We start from the raw sequence: 19,507 nt of genomic DNA on the forward strand, positions 1-19,507 counted from the left end.
TTCGTCATGACTCACCCGACACACGGCTCCGCCGTCGAGCACCAGCCCCGAGAGGCAGTCTCGCCGTTCGAGCGGTTCTCGGCCCTTCCGGCATCCACTGGGCTCTACCGCGCGGACCAGGAGAAGGACGCGTGCGGTCTCGCAATCGTCGCAACGCTCCGCGGCGAGGGCGGGCATGACATCGTCGACGCCGCGCTCCACGCCCTCCGCGCGCTCGAGCACCGTGGCGCCGTCGGAGCCGACGAGGGGACGGGTGACGGTGCTGGCATTCTCCTCCAGCTCCCGGACGAGTTCTTCCGGGCCACCGTCGACTTCGAGCTGCCGGCGCTCGGCCAGTACGCCGTAGGCATCGCGTTCCTCCCCGCTGAGGACCGCGAGGATGCCGCGGCGCGCGCTGGCATCGAGGCACTCGCGGAGGCCGAGGGACTCAGGGTCCTCGGCTGGCGTGAGGTTCCCGTGGTTGCGGAGCTCGTCGGGGCCATGGCGCGGGCGTGCATGCCACGCTTCGCCCAGCCGTTCTTCGCCTCGCTCACAGGTGAGGCGCTCGAGCGCAATGATCTCGACGCACGAGTCTGGCGGATCCGCAAGCGGGCGCAGAACAAGCATGGCGTCTACTTCCCATCGCTCTCCTCGCGGACGATCGTCTACAAGGGGATGCTCACGACGGCGCAGCTCGAACCGTTCTACCCGGATCTCTCCGACGATCGGTTCACGACGAAGCTTGCGATCGTCCACTCGCGCTTCTCGACGAACACCTTCCCCTCGTGGCCGCTTGCCCAGCCGTTCCGCACGATCGCGCACAACGGCGAGATCAACACGGTCAAGGGCAACCGCAACTGGATGAGGGCACGTCAGTCTCAGCTCTCGAGCCCCCTCCTGGGTGAGGTCCCCGAGGAGCTCTTCCCGATCTGCACCCCTGGCGCCTCCGATTCCGCCTCGTTCGACGAGGTTGCCGAGCTCCTCTGGCTTTCCGGACGGCCGATCACTCACGCGATCATGATGATGATCCCGGAGGCGTGGGAGAACCACGCCACCATGGATCCCGCGCGTCGGGCGTTCTACGAGTACCACTCCCTCCTCATGGAGCCGTGGGACGGCCCGGCTGCCGTCTCGTTCACGGACGGCTCGCTCGTCGGCGCCACGTTGGACCGCAACGGCCTCCGCCCTTGCCGCTACTGGGTCACCGAGGACGGGCTCGTCGTCTTCGCCTCCGAGGTCGGCGTCGTGGACGTCGAGCCGTCGAAGGTGGTCAAGAAGGGCCGCGTCGCGCCGGGCAAGATGTTCGTCGTCGACACCGAGGCCGGTCGCATCATCGAGGACGCCGAGGTCAAGGCCGAGGTCGCTGGGGCGAACCCTTGGCAGGAGTGGGTGGACCAGAACGTCATCCGCCTCGCCGAGCTGCCCGAGCGTGAGCACGTCATCCACACGCCCCAGTCCGTGAACGTGCGTCAGCGCACGTTCGGCTACACCCAGGAGGAGCTGCGGATCCTCGTCGGGCCGATGGCGCGCACGGGTGCCGAGCCGATCGGGGCGATGGGGTCCGACACCCCGGTCGCGGTCCTCTCGAAGCGGCCGCGGCTGCTCTTCGACTACTTCGTCCAGTCCTTCGCCCAGGTGACGAACCCGCCGCTGGATGCGATCCGCGAGGAGCTCGTCACGAGCCTCAACGGCGCGATCGGGCCCAACGGGAACCTGCTGAGCATGGGGCAGGTCAAGGAGAAGCAGGTCATCCTGCCGTTCCCCGTGGTCAACAACGACCAGTTGGCGAAGATCGCGAACATCGAAAATCAGGACGGCGACCGGATCGCGATCAAGGTCCGCGGGCTCTACCGCCCCGAGGGCGGCGAGGCGGCTCTGCGGGCACGGCTGACCGAGATCTGCGAGCAGGTCTCTGGCGCCATCAACCGGGGCGTGCAGTACGTTGTGCTGTCCGACCGCGACTCGAACGCGCAATGGGCGCCGATCCCGTCGCTGCTGCTGGTCTCGGCGGTCCACCATCACCTCCTGCGCAGCGCGAACCGCACCAAGACTGCGCTCGTCGTCGAGGCCGGCGACGTGCGCGAGGTCCATCATGTTGCGGTGCTCATCGGCTACGGTGCGTCCGCGGTGAACCCGTACCTTGCGATGGAGTCCGTGGAGGAGCTCATCCGTTCGGGCGACCTGCCCGGGGTCACGCCGGAGGACGGGGTTTACAACCTCATCAAAGGCCTCGGCAAGGGCGTGCTGAAGATCATGTCCAAGATGGGCATCTCGACCGTCGCGTCGTACTGCGGGGCGCAGACGTTCGAGGCGCTCGGCCTGTCGCAGGACCTTGTCGACGAGTTCTTCGCGGGCACCCACAGCCAGCTCGGCGGTGTCGGGCTCGACGTCGTCGCAGCCGAGGTCGCAGCGCGCCACGAGATGGCATACCCCGCCTCCGGCATCGAGCAGCCGCATCGGGCGCTGATGAACGGCGGGGAGTACCAGTGGCGTCGCGACGGCGAGCCGCACCTGTTCAACCCCGAGACGGTTTTCCGCCTCCAGCACGCGACGCGGGAGCGCCGGTATGACGTGTTCAAGGCGTACACGACGGGCGTGGACGACCAGTCGAAGAACCTCATGACGCTGCGTGGCCTGCTGGCGTTCCGCGAGGGCCTTCGCCCCGCGATCCCGATCGAGGAGGTCGAGTCGGTCGCGAGCATCGTCAAGCGGTTCTCCACGGGCGCGATGAGCTACGGGTCCATCTCCAAGGAAGCGCACGAGACGCTCGCGATCGCGATGAACCGCTTGGGCGCCCGCTCGAACACGGGCGAGGGCGGAGAGGACACCGACCGCCTGCTCGACCCCGAGCGTCGCTCGGCCATCAAGCAGGTCGCCTCGGGGCGCTTCGGCGTGACCAGCCTGTACCTGACCAACGCCACGGACATCCAGATCAAGATGGCGCAGGGGGCCAAGCCCGGCGAGGGCGGTCAGCTCATGGCCCAGAAGGTCTACCCGTGGGTCGCCCGGACGCGTCACTCGACGCCGGGCGTCACGCTGATCTCGCCGCCCCCGCACCATGACATCTACTCGATCGAGGACCTCGCGCAGCTGATCTACGACTGCAAGCGGTCCAACCCGAGCGCACGCGTCCACGTCAAGCTCGTCTCCGAGGTGGGCATCGGCACGGTCGCCGCCGGCGTGACCAAGGCGAAGGCCGACGTCGTCCTCGTGTCGGGGCACGACGGCGGAACCGGCGCCTCCCCGCTGAACTCGCTCAAGCACGCAGGTGTCCCGTGGGAGCTCGGGCTCGCCGAGACCCAGCAGACGCTCATGCTCAACGGCCTGCGCGACCGCGTGGTGGTTCAGGTCGACGGCCAGCTCAAGACGGGACGTGATGTGGTTATCGCGGCGCTTCTCGGGGCCGAGGAGTACGGCTTCGCGACCGCTCCGCTCGTGGTCTCCGGCTGCATCATGATGCGCGTGTGCCACCTTGACACGTGCCCGGTGGGGGTCGCGACCCAGAACCCCGAGCTCCGTGCCAGGTTCAGCGGGAAGCCGGAGTTCGTCGTGAACTTCTTCGAATTCATCGCCGAGGAGATCCGCGAGATCCTCGCGCAGCTCGGCTTCCGCTCGCTCGAAGAGGCGATCGGACGCTCGGAGTTCCTCGACACGAAGGACGCGATCGACCACTGGAAGGCCGAGGGGCTTGACCTCTCGCCGATCCTCGCCGGAATGGACTTCGACGAGGACGCCCCGCTGCGCAACACGACCGGCCAGAACCACGAGCTCGACAAGCACTTCGACGTCCAGCTGATCGAGATGGCGCAGGAAGCGCTCAAGGACCGCAGCCCGGTCAAGATCAGCCTCCCCGTCGTCAACACCGACCGCTCGGTGGGCACGATGCTCGGGCACGAGGTGACGCGCACGTTCGGGACCGACGCGCTCGCGACCGACACGATCGACGTGACCCTCACGGGCACCGCCGGGCAGTCGCTCGCGGCGTTCCTGCCGGCCGGCATCACGCTGCGCCTGTTCGGGGACTCGAACGACTACGTCGCCAAGGGGCTCTCGGGCGGCCGCGTGATCGTCCGCCCGGATCGCACCAATGTCTTCCCTGCGGAGGACAATGTCATCGCCGGCAACGTCATCGGGTACGGCGCCACGAGCGGCGAGATCTTCCTCCGCGGCATGGTGGGCGAACGGTTCCTCGTGCGCAACTCTGGTGCGACCGCTGTCGTGGAAGGCATCGGCGACCACGGCTGCGAGTACATGACGGGCGGCCAGGCCGTGATCCTCGGCCGGACCGGCCGGAACTTCGGGGCCGGCATGTCCGGGGGCACAGCGTTCGTCCTCGACCTCGAGGTGACGAAGGTCAATACGCAGGCCCTCGACTCGGGGGAGCTCACGCTCCTCGAGCTCGACGACGAGGATCGCGACATCGTGCGGAACCTCATCGCGAAGCATGTGGAGGAGACGGGCTCGCAGCTCGGCCAGCGCCTGCTGGAGAACTTCGACGACACAGCGGCCCGCATGACGAAGGTGCTGCCCCGCGACTACGCGGCGGTGCAGCAGACCCGGTTGGGTGCCCTTGAGGAAGGGCTCGACCCGGACGGGGAAGAAGTTTGGTCTCGCATCCTGGAGGTGACCGGTGGCTGATCCACGCGGATTCCTGAAGGTCCGGCAGCGTGAGACGCAGCCGCGCCGTCCCGTTCCTGTCCGCATCATGGACTGGAAGGAGGTCTACGAGGCCCAGGAGAACGGCGTCCTCAAGCGCCAGGCCGGGCGCTGCATGGACTGCGGCGTCCCGTTCTGCCACCACGGCTGCCCGCTCGGGAACCTCATCCCCGAGTGGAACGACCTCACGTGGCGCGGCAAGGAGCAGGACGCGAGCGAGCGCCTGCATGCGACGAACAACTTCCCGGAGTTCACCGGCCGCCTCTGCCCCGCCCCGTGCGAGTCCGCGTGCGTGCTGGGCATCAACCAGCCAGCGGTCACGATCAAGCAGATCGAGGTCTCGATCGCGGAGCAGGCCTTCGAAGGCGGCTTCGTCGAGCCCCTGCCGCCGGCCCGCCTCACGGGCAAGACGGTAGCTGTGGTCGGCTCCGGCCCGGCGGGGCTCGCCGCCGCGCAGCAGCTCACACGGGTGGGCCACACAGTCGCGGTGTACGAGCGCGACGACCGCATCGGCGGCCTGCTGCGCTACGGAATCCCCGACTTCAAGATGGAGAAGGAGGTCCTGGACCGTCGCCTCGAGCAGATGAAGGCCGAGGGGACGCGCTTCCGCGCTGGCGTCGAGGTCGGCCGAGACGTGAGCTGGGACCAGCTGCGCCGCCGGTATGACGCCGTTGTCGTCGCAACCGGCGCCACCGTCCCGCGGGACCTCAGGATCCCGGGCCGGGAGCTCGACGGCGTCCACTTCGCCATGGAATACCTCGTCCAGTCCAACCACGCTGTTGCCGGCGATGTGGTCGAGAACCAGATCGACGCCCGCGGCAAGCACGTCGTGATCCTCGGCGGCGGCGACACCGGCGCGGACTGCCTCGGCACCGCCCACCGCCAGCAGGCCGCGTCAGTCACGACCCTCGCGATCGGCAAGCAGCCCCCGTCCGAGCGTCCCGGCCACCAGCCGTGGCCGATGTTCCCGACGCTCTTCGAGGTCGCGAGCGCGCACGAGGAAGGCGGCGAGCGCACCTATCTGGCCTCGACGGTGGAGTACATCGGCGAGAACGGCAAGGTCACCGGGCTCAAGGTCGCCGAGACGGAATACGTGGACGGCAAGCGGCTCCCCAAGGCGGGGACGGAGCGGGTCATTCCTGCCGACCTCGTCCTCCTGTCCCTCGGCTTCACGGGGGCCGAGGAATCAGGGCTTCCCGAGCAGATCAACGCCCCGTTCGAAGAGCGCGGGAACGTCGCGCGCGACGGCGAGTACATGACGGCGACGCCGGGCGTCTTCGTGGCCGGCGACGCGGGCCGCGGACAGTCGCTCATCGTGTGGGCGATCGCCGAGGGGCGGGCCTGCGCCGCGGAGGTCGACAAGTTCCTCATGGGCAGCACGATCCTGCCGGCGCCGGTGGCACCGACCGACCGCGCGATCTCTGTCCTCTGACACTTGCCCCGCGCTCCGCGGAATTCCGTGAAGTTCATCCCCCAGACATCCACGTTCACCACACAACCCCTAGGGTGAGGTATATGAGACGAGCGAAAATCGTTGCCACGTTTGGGCCGGCCATCTCGAGCTACGAGAAGACCCTCGCAGTGATCGAGGCCGGCGTCGACGTGGCCCGGCTCAACATGAGCCATGGCGACTACTCGGTGCATGACGCGACCTACGAGAACGTGCGGAAGGCATCGGCGGAACTCCACAAGGCCGTCGGCATCATGGCCGATCTCCAGGGCCCGAAGATCCGCCTCGGCCGCTTCGTCGACGGCCCGTACGAGCTGGCCCCCGGCGATGTCTTCACCATCACGACCGAGGACGTTCCGGGCACGAAGGAGATCTGCTCAACGACCTTGAAGAGCCTGACCGAGGATGTCGCTGTGGGCGACACCCTGCTGATCGACGACGGCAAGGTGGCGCTGCGTGCGACCGCCGTCGACGACGTCAAGGTCGTGGCTGAGGTCGTCGTGGGCGGAATGGTGTCGAACAACAAGGGCATCAACCTTCCCGGTGTTGCCGTGAATGTTCCCGCTCTGAGCGGCAAGGATGAGAGTGACCTCCGCTGGGCGCTCAAGCGTGGGGTGGACTTCGTGGCGCTCTCGTTCGTCCGCGATGCGAAGGACGTCGAGCGAGTCCACGCGATCATGGACGAGGAGGGGCGGCGCGTCCCGGTCATCGCGAAGATCGAGAAGCCGCAGGCAGTCGATCAGCTCCACGAGATCATCGACGCCTTCGACGCGATTATGGTCGCCCGTGGTGACCTCGGCGTCGAGCTTCCGCTTGAAGAGGTTCCGCTCGTTCAGAAGCGGGCAATCGAGCTGGCGCGCCGGTGGGCGAAGCCTGTCATCGTCGCCACTCAGGTGCTCGAGTCGATGATCGAGAACCCCCGCCCGACCCGCGCCGAGGCCTCCGACTGCGCGAATGCGGTGCTCGACGGCGCGGACGCGGTCATGCTCTCGGGCGAGACGAGCGTGGGGGCGTACCCGATCGAGACGGTCAAGACGATGGCCAAGATCATCGAGTCCACTGAGGATCACGGGCTCGAGCGGGTTCCCCCGCTCGGGTCTCAGCCAAAGACTCGTGGCGGTGCGATTACCCGCGCTGCCGTGACCATCGCTGACCAGCTCGACGCGAAGTACATCTGCACGTTCACCCAGTCGGGCGATTCGGCACGCCGCCTCAGCCGCCTCCGCCCCCAGAAGCCGATCTTCGCGTTCACACCCCTCACCTCGACGCTGAACATCCTGAGCCTGTGCTGGGGCATCCAGCCCCGGATGGTGGAGTTCGCCGAGCACACGGACCAGATGATCGCCCAGGTGGACGAGTACCTCCTCCGCGCCGGCATGGCTCAGCCAAATGACCTCGTGGTCGTGGCTGCAGGCTCGCCCCCGGGCGTCGCGGGGTCGACGAACGCTCTGCGCGTGCACAAGGTCGGCGACCTCGCCGATGCCGGCCAGCTGCTCGATGGCGCAGTGAAGCCTGCTCGCGAGCACGTGGGGCCGTGGCCCGAGGTCTGATCCTCTGATAGCCGGCCGACTGAACAAGTCGGCTGAGCAACGAGGGGCGGCACCCGCTGGGTGCCGCCCCTCGTCGTCGTGCTTTGCTTCGGCCCGCGCACCCGCTGGGACGCGGAAGGATTCTCAGCTCACTTGGCTGATGATCGTCTCGGCGACTTCGCGCATGCTCAGGCGCCGATCCATCGACGTCTTCTGGATCCAGCGGAACGCCTCTGGCTCGCTGAGTCCCATCTTGGTCATGAGCAGGCTCTTCGCGCGCTCGACGAGCTTGCGCGTGGCGAACTGCTCCTGGAGATCGGTCACTTCGGCCTCGAGAGCGCGGATCTCCTCATGACGCGAGAGCGCGATCTCAATGGCCGGGACCAGGTCGTTCGGGGTGAACGGCTTGACGACGTAGGCCATGGCACCCGCGTCGCGTGCGCGCTCGACGAGCTCCTTCTGGCTGAAGGCAGTGAGGAGGACCACGGGCGCGATACGCGCCTTCACGATCTTCTCGGCAGCCGTGATGCCGTCCATGATCGGCATCTTGACGTCCATGAGCACGAGGTCGGGGCGCAGTTCCTCTGCCAGTTCGACGGCCTTCTCACCGTTGTCGGCCTCGCCGACCACGTCGAAGCCTTCGCCCCGCAGGATCTCGATGATGTCGAGGCGGATGAGCGTTTCGTCCTCCGCGACTACCACGCGACGCGCGGCACGTGCCTTGTCCGACGGCGCGGCGCTCTTCGGCGACGGCGTGGGCTTGGCTGTCTTCTCCGACGTCTTCTCGGACACTCGGGCTCCTTGCTGCAGATTCAGGGGTGGACTTACCACGATCCTACCGGGGCGCATTGCCTCCGCGCAGTTGCTGGTGCACCTGCACGCGTACTTGTTGGCCGGTGAGGTCGGGTCGAGGACGACGTGGCGGCTGTTGGGCCTGTGGATGTTGCCCTGTAGAGTAGTCCCGCGCGGTTGGCTCAGTCAGGCCGCGCGGCAGGCCCGAGTGGCGGAATCGGCAGACGCGCCGCGCTCAAAATGCGGTATCGAAAGGTGTGAGGGTTCGAGTCCCTCCTCGGGCACCGGCATGGAATCATTCCTCGGCTAGGATGGTTGCTCGGCGCAGGGTAAACCCGCGGCATCCGGGTAGTGAACTCTGGGTGAACGCTTGGGGCGGGGAGTACAGCGCTCCAACAACGTCGATCTCCGATGGGAACCTGGGTGGATATCACCGCCATGATCGCGCTCGTCATCGCGCTGGCGCTCTTCTTCGACTTCACGAACGGCTTCCACGACACAGCCAACGCGATGGCCACGCCCATCGCGACGGGCGCGATCAAGCCTCGGACCGCCGTCGCCCTCGCCGCGGTGCTCAACCTTGTCGGCGCGTTCCTCTCGACGGAGGTGGCCAAGACCATCTCGAGCGGCATCATCCGCGAAGGCGCCCCGGGAGTGCACATCACTCCCGCAATCATCTTCGCGGGCCTCATCGGCGCCATCGTGTGGAACATGTTCACCTGGCTCCGGGGCCTGCCCTCGAGCTCATCCCACGCCCTGTTCGGCGGACTGATCGGGGCAGCGATCGTCGGCATCGGAGTCACGTCGGTGAACTTCCCGAGCATCGTCTCGAAGGTCATCATCCCGGCCATCGCTGCGCCGATCATCGCGGGGCTCTCGGCGTGGGTCTGCACCCGCATCGCCTACCTCGTGACGGCTCGGCGCGACCCGGCTTCCGGCGAGAAGCTTCATCAGGGCCGCGCAGGATTCCGGATTGGGCAGATCTTCACCTCGAGCCTCGTCGCGCTGTCCCACGGCACGAACGACGCCCAGAAGACCATGGGCGTCATCACCCTCGTTCTCATCGCGGCGGGAGCCCAGGCACCCGGAAGCTCGCCGCAGTGGTGGGTCATCCTCGCCTGCGCGACCGCCATCGGCCTGGGAACCTACGCGGGCGGTTGGCGGATCATCCGCACCGTCGGAACCGGACTCACCGAAGTCCGCCCGGCTCAGGGCTTCTCGTCCGAGTCGAGCACGGCAGCGGCCATCCTCGCCTCGTCGCACCTCGGCTTCGCGCTCTCGACGACCCAGGTGACGAGCGGCTCGGTGATCGGCTCAGGGCTGGGGCGCCGAGGCACGTCGATCCGCTGGGGGACTGCCGGCCGGATCGCGCTGGGCTGGGTCCTCACGCTGCCGGCTGCTGCACTGGTCGGCGCCATCGCGGCCCTCGTGGTCGGCACCGGGCCGCTGGGAGTGATCATCATCGCGGTCGTCGGTGCCGCGTCCATCGTGTGGATGTTCGCGATCAGCAGGCGCCAGCGCGTGGGCCACAACGACGTCGTCGAGGTGGAAGAGGCAGGCGAGGCGGTCAGCTTCCCGCCCCGCAAGCGGACCCGGAAGGGGGGCATCAGTTGATCGACTGGGCAGCGTTCGTCGTCGTCGCCATCGCCACCGTGCTCGGCGCTGGGTGCATCGTGCTGTTCTTCGCGCTCGGGATCCGCCTAGGAGCCGAGAGCGAGGACCCACGGCGGTCTGGGCGCGGCGTTCTCGCGGCAGCGAGCCGCGCGTGCTACGTGCTCTCCGGGGCCGCGGTCCTCTTCGGCGTGTACCTCATCGTGCCGTACTTCCACTGAGGGGCCGACCTCCTGCTGGGGGCCCCGTCGGTTTACGCTGAGGCGCATGGCGGAGTTCGTGTACTACGTGGGGGCCAGCCTGGACGGCTACATTGCGCAGGACGGCGGAGGGCTGGCGTGGCTTGAGAAGTTCGACGACGTCGAGGGGCTAGGCGAGTCCTACCGCACCTTCGAGCGCGGCGTGGGCTGCATCGTCATGGGCGGCGAGACCTACGAGTGGATCCGTGAGCATCACCCGGGCGAGTGGTCCTACAAGGCCCCCTGCTGGGTGTTCAGCCATCACGAGCACACAGCGGACGACGGCGCGGACGTCGTCGTCGTGCGGGGGGCCGTGACGGAGTTCGCAAGCGAGCTCGCCCGGGACGCGGGGGAGAAGGCCGTGTACATCGTCGGCGGTGGAAACCTCGCAGGGCAGTTCCTGGCGGCTGGGCTCGTGGATCGCGTCGTTGTGACGCTTGTTCCGGTGGCGCTCGGCGGCGGCGTGCCGCTCTTCGGTTCGCGTGCGCTTGCCACCCCGAAGGATTTCCGGCTCGAAGGAATCACCCAACGGGACGGAACTGTCGAGCTGGACTATCGCGCCGCCTGAACGCCCTCCCGCGGCAGGTCTCGGAGGAGGTTCGTGATCCGCGCCGTGCAGATCCTGCGGCCAGATTCGTCCTCGATGACAATCTCGTGCGAGGTGGTTGTGCGGCCCAGGTGGACTGCGGTGCAGACGCCCCGCACCCAACCGCTGGAGGCGGGCCGGTGATGCGTCGCGTTGAGGTCGACCCCCATCGCGATTCTCCCGGGACCGGCGTGCAGGGTCGCGGAGAACGAACCGAGGGTTTCCGCGAGGGCCGCACTTGCTCCACCGTGCAGGATGCCGGCGATCTGGGTGTTCCCCTCTACAGGCATGGTCGCGACCGAGCGCTCGGCGCCGAGTTCTTCGAACACGATGCCGAGCTTCACAACGAGGGCTCCCACCCCGCTTTCGGCGAGCCAGGAGCGGACGTGCTCTGGGAGGTGGGAGTTCGCCAGCTCCTGCTCGTGGCTGGCCGGGAGTCCGCCGTTCTGGGCGCCCGTCAGGGGCGAGCCGCCACGAGTGTCTTTCGTCTGCATGCCCACTAGGCTGGCACCCGTGAGTCAAACGAGCAAAGCCGAGACCGTCGTCCTCGATCCTCAGGGGGAGCCTCGCCGGCTTCTCGTCGTCGACGGGCATTCCATGGCCTTCCGTGCCTTCTTCGCCCTGCCCGCCGAGAGCTTCCGGAACTCCGAAGGGCAGCACACGAACGCCGTCCACGGCTTCACCTCGATGCTCATCAACCTCATGCGCGACCAGAAGCCGACCCACGTTGCGGTCGCGTTCGACGTGAGTGACGAGACGACTCACCGCAAGGCGGAATACAGCGAGTACAAGGGCGGCCGGAACGAGACGCCGTCGGAGTTCCGAGGGCAGATCGACCTCATCAAGCGCGTCATGCAGGCGCTCGGTATCCGGACGCTCGAACTTCCCGGCTACGAGGCAGACGACATCCTCGCGACTCTTGCGTCCCAAGGCGCGGACGCAGGCATGGACGTCTACCTCGTTTCCGGTGACCGGGACACGTTCCAGCTGGTCAACGACCACGTCTCGGTGCTCTACCCGCGCAAGGGCGTGAGCGACATTCCGTGCATGGACGCTGCCGCGATCGAGGAGAAGTACCTCGTCCCGCCCGCACGCTACCCCGACCTCGCGGCGCTCGTCGGCGAGTCCGCGGACAACCTGCCGGGTGTGCCAGGAGTCGGGCCCAAGACTGCCGCGAAGTGGATCGCCCAATACGACGGTCTCGAGGGGGTTCTTGCGCACGCGAGCGAGATCAAGGGCAAGGCGGGGGAGAGCCTGCGCGAGAACGTCGAGGCCGTCGAGCGGAATCGTCGCCTCAATCGGCTCATCACGGACCTCGAACTTCCCCTGGCGCTCGACGAGCTGGCCTCGCCCGAGCCTGACACCGCTGCGATCGAGTCGCTCTTCGACGAGCTCGAGTTCAAGAACCTTCGGGCCCGCGTGTACGAGATCTTCGCGACCGAGCCCGAGGCAACCGGCACCGAGGTCTTCGAGGTGCCGGAGTACACGCGGCCGGACGAAGCGGAGCTTCCGGCGGCACTCGCGCGACTTGCGAGCGCGGCAGGCGAGGTGCCCGTCGCCGTCGCGATCCGTGCGGAGCAGGCGGGGGAGCGGCAGGAGGCGACCGGCGTCGCCCTCGCCTCGCACGGCGTCGCCGTCTTCGTGGCGGTCGACGGCGTGTTCCCGGCACCGCTTGCCGAATGGCTCGCCGACGCCGAGGTGCCGAAGGCGATCCATGAGTACAAGGAGTCGGCGAAGGCGCTCCGCGCGCTCGGGGTCGAGCTCGAGGGGGTCGTCGACGACGTCTCGATCTCGGGGTACCTCATTGAACCCGACCGGCGGAGCTACGCCCTCGGCGATCTCGCCCAGCACCACCTCGACATCCAGCTGGGTCCGGCTCCTGCGAGCGGCCAGCTCGCGCTGTCCCTCGGAGGCGACGACGAGATAGCGGCCGCCCTCGTGCGCGAGGCCGCCGTCGTGCGTGCCCTCAGTGCGGACTTCGCGCCGCTGCTCGCAGAGGTGGGCGCGGCCTCGCTCCTCGCGGAAATGGAGCTCCCGCTCGCGCGTGTGCTGCTCGACATGGAATGGGCTGGCATCGCCGTCTCGAAGGAGCAGATCGACGCGCTCATGGACGATCTCGGACGGGCGAGCGAAGAGGCGGCCGAGCGCGCGTACGCGGCGATCGGCCACGAGGTGAACCTCGGTTCGCCCAAGCAGCTCCAGACGGTCCTGTTCGACGAGCTCGAGCTGCCGAAGACGAAGAAGATCAAGACCGGCTACACGACGGACGCGGCCTCGCTCAAAGATCTGCTCGACAAGACAGGGCACCCGTTCCTCGAGGGGCTCATGGCGCACCGTGAGTCGAGCAAGCTCCGGCAGATGGTCGAGACGCTCAAGAAGTCGGTCACCTCGGATGCCCGCATCCACACGACCTACGCACAGAACATCGCCGCGACTGGCCGGTTGTCCTCGAACAACCCCAATCTCCAGAACATCCCGATCCGGTCTGAGGAGGGCCGGCGGGTCCGCGACGTGTTCGTCGTCGGCGAGGGCTACGAGTCGCTCCTCTCGGCCGACTACTCGCAGATCGAGATGCGCATCATGGCGCATCTGTCGAACGATGCGGGCCTCATCCAGGCCTACCGGGAAGGCGAGGACCTCCACCGCTTCGTGGGTTCGAGGATCTTCCACGTCGCACCGGCGGACGTCACGCCCGAGATGCGCGCGAAGGTCAAGGCGATGTCCTACGGCCTCGCCTACGGGCTCACCTCGTTCGGGCTCTCGAAGCAGCTCGACATCTCGGTCGACGAGGCTCGAACGCTCATGAAGGACTACTTCGACCGGTTCGGTGGGGTGCGCGACTACCTCCGGGGCGTCGTCGAGCAGGCCCGCAAGGACGGCTACACGTCGACGATCTTCGGCCGTCGCCGGTACCTCCCGGACCTCAACAGCACCGACCGGGCGCGTCGCGAGGTTGCCGAGCGGGTAGCGCTCAACTCGCCGATCCAGGGCTCGGCGGCCGACATCATCAAACTCGCCATGCTGGGCGTCGAGCACGAGCTCGAGGCGCGCGGGCTGGCATCGCGGCTGCTGCTCCAGATCCATGACGAGCTCGTGGTTGAGGTCGCGCCGGGTGAAGAGGCCGCTGTCCGCGATGTGGTGGTGGAACGCATGGGTTCGGCGGCAGAGCTGTCCGTTCCGCTCGACGTGCAGGTCGGCGTGGGCCGGACATGGAACGAAGCCGGCCACTGATGGCGATCGCAGGGGACTACGAGCTGAGGCGGTTCCGACCGTCCCGCGTCGGCGAGGAAGGCTACGAGCGGACCCGCGAATGGATCAAGGCGGTCGGAGCGGGCTTCTACGACAAGCGCCGTTCCGAGGACTTGATTGCCAAGACCGCAGCTGCGTTTGTCGCCGACGGACGAGAGCTGACCGGCGTCTACCAGCCGGGTCCGGTGCCCACCGGGACGTTTGGCCCCGAGGTGCCCGTCGCAACCTTCGCGACTTTCCGCAAGACACTCAATGCCGGCTACGGGGCGCTCGTTCCAGCGCACCTCGTCACAGCGGTGACCGTCCGTACGAGCCATCGGCGACGGGGAATCCTGCGGCGGCTCATGACAGAGGATCTCGCCCGCGCCAAGGCCGACGGCGTCCCCATCGCCGCCCTTACGGCATCCGAGGCCTCCATCTACCGTCGCTTCGGCTTCGGGGTCGCCACGACAGAACGTCGGGTCGCACTTGCGACAGGACCGCGCTTCAGGCTCTCCGTTCCCACCGACGGCCGGGTCGAGGCCGCGGACCCCAGCGTCCTCATGGAGCTCGCGCCGGCCGTGTTCGAGCGCGCGCACCGAGCCACACCGGGATCGATCGAGCGCCAAGAGCGCTACCGCCACGCTGCCGCGGGGCAATGGGACCGAGACGGCGGTGGGGAGGACCGTGCTCTCAGGGCCGCGCTGCACTTCGACGTGGACGGCGTGCCGGACGGCTATGTCACATACGCATTCCAGGGCTGGGAACACGAACCGCACACGATGGAGGTACGGGACCTCGTCGCTGCCACACCGGAGGCGTACCTCGCACTGTGGGACTTCCTGGGCTCGCTCGACCTCGTGCGCCGGATCGTCTGGAGCGAGGCGCCAGCCGACGATCCCCTCGCCTGGGCGCTCGACGACTCCCGGGCCATTCGCGCGGAGGCGGCGCAGGACATGCTGTGGCTTCGCATACTCGATGTGCCAGCTGCCCTTGAGGCGCGACGCTACGGTGTGGACGGGTCGCTCGTTCTCGAAGTCGTCGACGGACTCGGCATGGCGGCCGGCCGGTACCGCCTCGCGGTCGACGGCGGAACCGCGAAGGTCTCGCGTGCGGACGGCGAGCTTCCCGACCTCGTGCTCGACGCCGCGGAGCTCGCGTCGTTGTACGTAGGCGGCGTCAGGGCGACTATTCTGAGGGAGGCAGGGCGCATCAGCGAGGAGAATCCCGGGGCCGCCCTCGCGGCGGAGCGGCTGTTCGCCGTCGAACGTCCTGCGCACTGTCTCACCCATTTCTGAGCCGACCGCTCACCGGACCTTGGAGCGCCTATGCTCTCCTCGATGCCGCACGCCTCGCGGCGCACTCTGCTGTCCACTCTGGGCTCGGCGTCAGTCGGCGTGCTCCTGACGGCGTGCGGGGCTTCTCAATCCGCGGCGACGACGATGACCGAGCCGGCACGGGCAACGCCCAGTGCATCGGAAGCGCCACCATCGGCTCCGGCGACTTCGCCGGTCTCGGCCCCGCCGCGGCCGCACGTGCTCAGCGGGGCCGAACGGCTCGCGATCGAGGAACGGTTCCGTGGACGAAGGCCGACGCAATGGGGACTCGCGGTCTCCGGCGTCGTCACGCGCACGGCGACGACGGCGGTCGCGCTCACGTTCGATGCGTGCGGCGGCCCCGGCGGCTCGCGGTACGACGCAGCCCTCATTCAGACGCTCCGACGTTTGAAGGTCCCCGCGACCCTCTTCCTCAACGCGCGTTGGATCGAGGCGAACCCAACGCTCAGCACGGAGCTGGCGGCAGACCCCCTGTTCGAGATCGGCAACCACGGAACAGCCCACGTCCCGCTCTCGGTGTCCGGGCGGAGCGCCTACGGGATACCCGGTACGGCGTCGCTCGCAGCGGCTCTCGACGAGGTCCTGGGCAACGAGGGACGCGTTTCCGCCTTGGCGGGGGCTGCTGTTCCCTGGTTCCGCCCCGGGACTGCCTTCTACGACGACGTCACCGCGGCCGCGACCTCCGCCGCAGGGCTCGTTCCGCTCAACTTCTCCGTGAACGCCGACGCGGGCGCCACCTTCCCAGCTTGGAAGGTGGAGGCGCAGTTGCGGACGGTCCGGCCCGGCGACATCGTGATCAGCCATATGAACCAGCCCGGGTCGGGCACCGCGGCGGGGTATGCCGGGGGTCTCCCGGCCCTTCTCGGCCGAGGAATCCGCTTCACGACGCTTTCCCAATCGGGCCTTGCAGTGCCCGGCCACGGGGTGTAGCGGGATGCTGCGCGCAGGTGCTGGAATGTTGCCTGCTCGCCTTCCTCTCGCTTTGACCCGGCTTGCGAGCGGCGACTAAACTGGACGGGCGCGTAGTGCGCAGCTGTTCCATTCCAATTTTCAGGATGTCTGCCTGTGCTGTGTGGCACGGGACCTGACTGCCTGACCGACTAACGATCCACATCGGAGCCCCTACTACATGACCATCACCTCCACCGAGAAGTCCGGCACCCCGCAGGTCGCGATCAACGACATTGGCTCTGCCGATGACTTCCTCGCCGCCGTCGATGCCACCATCAAGTACTTCAACGACGGCGACCTCGTCGAGGGCACTGTCGTCAAGGTCGACCGTGACGAGGTCCTCCTCGACATCGGGTACAAGACCGAGGGTGTCATTCCCTCCCGTGAGCTTTCCATCAAGCACGACGTCGACCCCGGTGAGGTCGTGGCGGTCGGCGATCAGGTGGAGGCCCTCGTCCTCACGAAGGAGGACAAGGAAGGCCGCCTGATCCTGTCGAAGAAGCGTGCGCAGTACGAGCGCGCGTGGGGCGACATCGAGAAGATCAAGGAAGAGGACGGCGTCGTCACCGGCACCGTCATCGAGGTGGTCAAGGGCGGCCTCATCCTCGACATCGGCCTTCGCGGCTTCCTGCCGGCCTCGCTCGTCGAGATGCGCCGCGTGCGCGACCTCGCGCCGTACATCGGCCAGAAGCTCGAGGCGAAGATCATCGAGCTCGACAAGAACCGCAACAACGTGGTCCTTTCCCGCCGCGCGTGGCTCGAGCAGACCCAGTCCGAGGTTCGCTCGACGTTCCTCAACAAGCTCGAGAAGGGCCAGGTCCGCACGGGCGTCGTCTCCTCGATCGTCAACTTCGGTGCGTTCGTGGACCTCGGCGGCGTCGACGGCCTTGTGCACGTCTCTGAGCTCTCGTGGAAGCACATCGACCACCCGTCCGAGGTTGTCGAGGTCGGCCAGGAGGTCACGGTCGAGGTTCTCGAGGTGGACCTCGAGCGCGAGCGCGTTTCGCTCTCCCTCAAGGCGACGCAGGAAGACCCGTGGCAGACCTTCGCGCGGACCCACGCGCTCGGCCAGGTCGTTCCGGGCAAGGTCACGAAGCTCGTTCCGTTCGGCGCGTTCGTCCGCGTCGAGGACGGCATCGAGGGCCTCGTCCACATCTCCGAGCTCGCCGAGCGTCACGTCGACCTTGCCGAGCAGGTTGTCTCGGTGGGCGACGAGATCTTCGTCAAGGTCATCGACATCGACCTCGAGCGTCGCCGCATCTCGCTCTCACTCAAGCAGGCCAACGAGGGCGTGGACCCGGACTCGACCGAGTTCGACCCGGCGCTCTACGGCATGGCCGCAGAGTACGACGAAGAGGGCAACTACAAGTACCCCGAGGGCTTCGACCCGATCTCGAACGAGTGGCTCGAGGGCTACGAGACGCAGCGCGCCGCGTGGGAGCAGCAGTACGCCGACGCTCAGGCCCGCTGGGAGGCCCACAAGAAGCAGGTCGCTCAGCACCTCGCCGACGACGCTGCCGCGGCATCCGGCCGCGAGTCGATCCCGACGAGCTACTCCTCCGAGGCTCCGGCCCCGGAGAGCGGCACGCTCGCCTCGGACGAGGCTCTTGCCGCGCTCCGCGAGAAGCTGACCGGAAACTGATCCGTCGCGGCTGAATCCAGCCGCTCGGAAAGGCTCCGCACGAAGGGCGGGCTCTGCACACGCAGGGCCCGCCCTTTGCCGTCAGGTCAGGCCGTCAGGCGAGGTCCACCCAGGACGTTCCGAGTTCGACGGCGGCGCAGGAGCCGCCCGTGAGCGTAGCGAGACGCTCCTTGAAGTCTGCACCTGCCCTTTCGGTGTCCTCGACCGCGAGTCGGAGGGTCGCTGCCGTCGGGCCATAGTCGGTCCCCAGGACGGAGACCCCGAAGCTTCGGAGATCATTTTCCAGACGCCCGGCAGAGCCGTGCGGGGCCTCGACCGACATGAGCCGCAGCCGCTCGCGCCGGACGAGCGGCGCGCGGGCCAGGGCCCGCGAGACCGACTCGGAGTAGGCCCGGACGAGGCCGCCGGCACCGAGCAGGATCCCGCCGAAGTACCTCACGACGACGGCGGCGACATCGCTCAGGTCCGCTTCGCCGTCGACCGCGCTGCCTTTGAGAAGGGCTTCGAGCATCGGCACGCCCGCCGTCCCCGACGGCTCTCCGTCGTCGTTGCTCCGTTGGGCCATGCGCTCGGGACCCAGGACGAAGGCGCTGCAGTGGTGCCGCGCGTCGTGGAACTCGCGGCGCAGCTCGGCGACAAGGGATCGTGCCTCTTCTTCGGTCTCGGCTCTGCGCAAGACCGTGATGAACCGCGAGCGCTTGATTTCGAGCTCGTGGCGATGCTCGCCGTCGACCGTGCTGTAGCGGTGAGCCTGGCGCTCGCTCGAAGTCAGCCTCTCGCTCGAAGTCACCGCACAAGTGTAGGGCTAGGCTTGTCGGGTGCTGAGAGTAGGGTTGACGGGCGGGATCGCCTCGGGGAAGTCGGAGGCCGCGCGGCGCCTTGTCGAGTTGGGCGCCGTCCTCGTCGATGCGGACCTGCTCGCGCGAGAGGTCGTCGAGCCGGGTAGTGACGGCCTCGCGGAGATCGTGGAGGCGTTCGGCCCGGAGATGCTGACGGACGACGGCGCACTGGACCGGGCGGCGCTCGGGGCCTTGGTCTTCGCGGACCCTGCGCGGCGCGAGCGCCTCAATTCGATCGTGCACCCCCGGGTCCGGGCCCGAGCGGCGGAGATCGTCGCTCAGGCGCCCACGGACGCCGTCGTCGTCCAGGACATCCCCCTGCTCGTGGAGACGGGGCAGGCGGCGAATTTCGATACCGTCATAGTCGTCGACGCACCCGACGAGGTGCGAATCCGTAGGCTCGGTGAGCGCAACGGGCTCACCGAAGAGCAGTCGCGCGCACGCATGTCGGCGCAGGCCTCGAGGGCGGAGCGCCTTGCTGCTGCTGACTATGTCATCGAGAACACGGGATCCCTCGCGGAGCTTCGTGCTGCCGTGGACCGGCTGTGGCACGAGGTCCTTGTCCCTGCCGCCGGTAGCGGAACTGTGCCTGCGAACTGAGACGGCCTGCAGGCTGAGCCGGCCTGCAGGCTGAGCCGCCTGACGCCTGGGCCAGCCCGTCAGCCCGC

At 67.9% G+C, this 19,507-nt stretch carries 14 protein-coding genes and 1 tRNA gene; 12 read left to right on the plus strand and 3 right to left on the minus strand.

Annotation, left to right across the window (positions count from 1 at the left end):
- Nucleotides 1-6 precede the first annotated feature (6 nt).
- The 3 genes from gltB to pyk all read left to right on the plus strand — a co-directional run bounded on the left by gltB (nt 7) and on the right by pyk (nt 7,635).
- Nucleotides 7-4,617: a glutamate synthase large subunit gene (gltB, locus tag LK10_RS01775; RefSeq protein ID WP_043119691.1), complete on the plus strand. Its 4,611-nt coding sequence runs from the start codon at nt 7-9 to the stop codon at nt 4,615-4,617.
- Nucleotides 4,610-6,067, plus strand: coding sequence for a glutamate synthase subunit beta (locus tag LK10_RS01780; RefSeq protein WP_043119693.1), 1,458 nt, complete (start codon nt 4,610-4,612; stop codon nt 6,065-6,067). Before gltB ends, LK10_RS01780 begins: the two co-directional genes overlap by 8 nt.
- An 83-nt stretch (nt 6,068-6,150) precedes the next feature.
- The gene (gene pyk, locus LK10_RS01785) at nt 6,151-7,635 is read left to right on the plus strand and encodes a pyruvate kinase (protein WP_043119694.1); all 1,485 of its coding nucleotides are present in this window, start codon (nt 6,151-6,153) and stop codon (nt 7,633-7,635) included.
- 123 nt (nt 7,636-7,758) lie between these two features.
- Here the strand turns inward: pyk and LK10_RS01790 are convergent, their stop codons facing one another.
- Nucleotides 7,759-8,406 carry an ANTAR domain-containing response regulator gene (locus LK10_RS01790; protein ID WP_408021428.1) on the minus strand — a complete coding sequence of 216 codons (648 nt, stop codon included), beginning with the start codon at nt 8,404-8,406 and terminating at the stop codon, nt 7,759-7,761.
- A 202-nt stretch (nt 8,407-8,608) separates the two neighbouring features.
- Here LK10_RS01790 and LK10_RS01795 point away from each other — a divergent pair.
- The 4 genes from LK10_RS01795 to LK10_RS01810 all read left to right on the plus strand — a co-directional run bounded on the left by LK10_RS01795 (nt 8,609) and on the right by LK10_RS01810 (nt 10,824).
- Nucleotides 8,609-8,690: transfer RNA gene (locus LK10_RS01795), tRNA-Leu, on the plus strand.
- A gap of 139 nt (nt 8,691-8,829) precedes the next feature.
- The gene (locus LK10_RS01800; RefSeq protein ID WP_043119696.1) at nt 8,830-10,020 is read left to right on the plus strand and encodes an inorganic phosphate transporter; all 1,191 of its coding nucleotides are present in this window, start codon (nt 8,830-8,832) and stop codon (nt 10,018-10,020) included.
- Nucleotides 10,017-10,238, plus strand: a complete 222-nt coding sequence (locus LK10_RS01805; RefSeq protein WP_043119699.1) for a hypothetical protein — start codon at nt 10,017-10,019, stop codon at nt 10,236-10,238. Before LK10_RS01800 ends, LK10_RS01805 begins: the two co-directional genes overlap by 4 nt.
- 46 nt (nt 10,239-10,284) lie before the next feature.
- Nucleotides 10,285-10,824 (plus strand): dihydrofolate reductase family protein, encoded by a 540-nt coding sequence (locus LK10_RS01810; RefSeq protein WP_043119701.1) that lies wholly within the window; start codon nt 10,285-10,287, stop codon nt 10,822-10,824.
- Here LK10_RS01810 and LK10_RS01815 read toward each other — a convergent pair.
- Nucleotides 10,809-11,336, minus strand: a complete 528-nt coding sequence (locus LK10_RS01815) for a hotdog fold thioesterase (RefSeq protein WP_081998204.1) — start codon at nt 11,334-11,336, stop codon at nt 10,809-10,811. The genes LK10_RS01810 and LK10_RS01815 overlap by 16 nt on opposite strands.
- Nucleotides 11,337-11,439: 103 nt before the next feature.
- On the opposite strand from LK10_RS01815, the gene polA reads away from it, so the two are divergent.
- From polA to rpsA, 4 genes are all read left to right on the plus strand, one after another.
- Nucleotides 11,440-14,073: a DNA polymerase I gene (gene polA, locus LK10_RS01820; RefSeq protein WP_043119792.1), complete on the plus strand. Its 2,634-nt coding sequence runs from the start codon at nt 11,440-11,442 to the stop codon at nt 14,071-14,073.
- On the plus strand, nt 14,073-15,368 hold the full coding sequence (locus LK10_RS01825; RefSeq protein WP_156143990.1) for a GNAT family N-acetyltransferase: 1,296 nt from the start codon (nt 14,073-14,075) through the stop codon (nt 15,366-15,368). Before polA ends, LK10_RS01825 begins: the two co-directional genes overlap by 1 nt.
- Before the next feature lie 42 nt (nt 15,369-15,410).
- A complete protein-coding gene (locus LK10_RS01830) occupies nt 15,411-16,337 on the plus strand; it encodes a polysaccharide deacetylase family protein (protein WP_043119794.1) in 927 nt (308 codons plus the stop codon).
- 199 nt (nt 16,338-16,536) lie between these two features.
- Nucleotides 16,537-18,000 (plus strand): 30S ribosomal protein S1, encoded by a 1,464-nt coding sequence (gene rpsA, locus LK10_RS01835; protein ID WP_043119703.1) that lies wholly within the window; start codon nt 16,537-16,539, stop codon nt 17,998-18,000.
- A 94-nt stretch (nt 18,001-18,094) separates the two neighbouring features.
- On the opposite strand, the gene LK10_RS01840 is transcribed toward rpsA, so the two are convergent.
- A complete protein-coding gene (locus LK10_RS01840; protein WP_231567549.1) occupies nt 18,095-18,790 on the minus strand; it encodes a YigZ family protein in 696 nt (231 codons plus the stop codon).
- Nucleotides 18,791-18,818: 28 nt separating this feature from the next.
- On the opposite strand from LK10_RS01840, the gene coaE reads away from it, so the two are divergent.
- Entirely contained in the window at nt 18,819-19,439 is a 621-nt protein-coding gene (gene coaE / locus LK10_RS01845) for a dephospho-CoA kinase (RefSeq protein WP_043119705.1), read from the plus strand.
- The last annotated feature ends 68 nt before the right edge of the window (nt 19,440-19,507 follow it).

Origin of the sequence: Sinomonas humi (assembly GCF_000802235.1) — a bacterium.
GTDB lineage: Bacteria > Actinomycetota > Actinomycetes > Actinomycetales > Micrococcaceae > Sinomonas > Sinomonas humi.

What these genes read in the sequence shown, in the direction of transcription:
- LK10_RS01810 (WP_043119701.1), top strand. Translation starts at nt 10,285, where the DNA reads ATGGCGGAGTTCGTGTACTACGTGGGGGCCAGCCTGGACGGCTACATT.
- rpsA (WP_043119703.1), top strand. Translation starts at nt 16,537, where the DNA reads ATGACCATCACCTCCACCGAGAAGTCCGGCACCCCGCAGGTCGCGATC.
- LK10_RS01815 (WP_081998204.1), bottom strand. Translation starts at nt 11,336, where the DNA reads ATGCAGACGAAAGACACTCGTGGCGGCTCGCCCCTGACGGGCGCCCAG.
- polA (WP_043119792.1), top strand. Translation starts at nt 11,440, where the DNA reads ATGGCCTTCCGTGCCTTCTTCGCCCTGCCCGCCGAGAGCTTCCGGAAC.
- LK10_RS01830 (WP_043119794.1), top strand. Translation starts at nt 15,411, where the DNA reads ATGCCGCACGCCTCGCGGCGCACTCTGCTGTCCACTCTGGGCTCGGCG.
- gltB (WP_043119691.1), top strand. Translation starts at nt 7, where the DNA reads ATGACTCACCCGACACACGGCTCCGCCGTCGAGCACCAGCCCCGAGAG.
- pyk (WP_043119694.1), top strand. Translation starts at nt 6,151, where the DNA reads ATGAGACGAGCGAAAATCGTTGCCACGTTTGGGCCGGCCATCTCGAGC.
- LK10_RS01825 (WP_156143990.1), top strand. Translation starts at nt 14,073, where the DNA reads ATGGCGATCGCAGGGGACTACGAGCTGAGGCGGTTCCGACCGTCCCGC.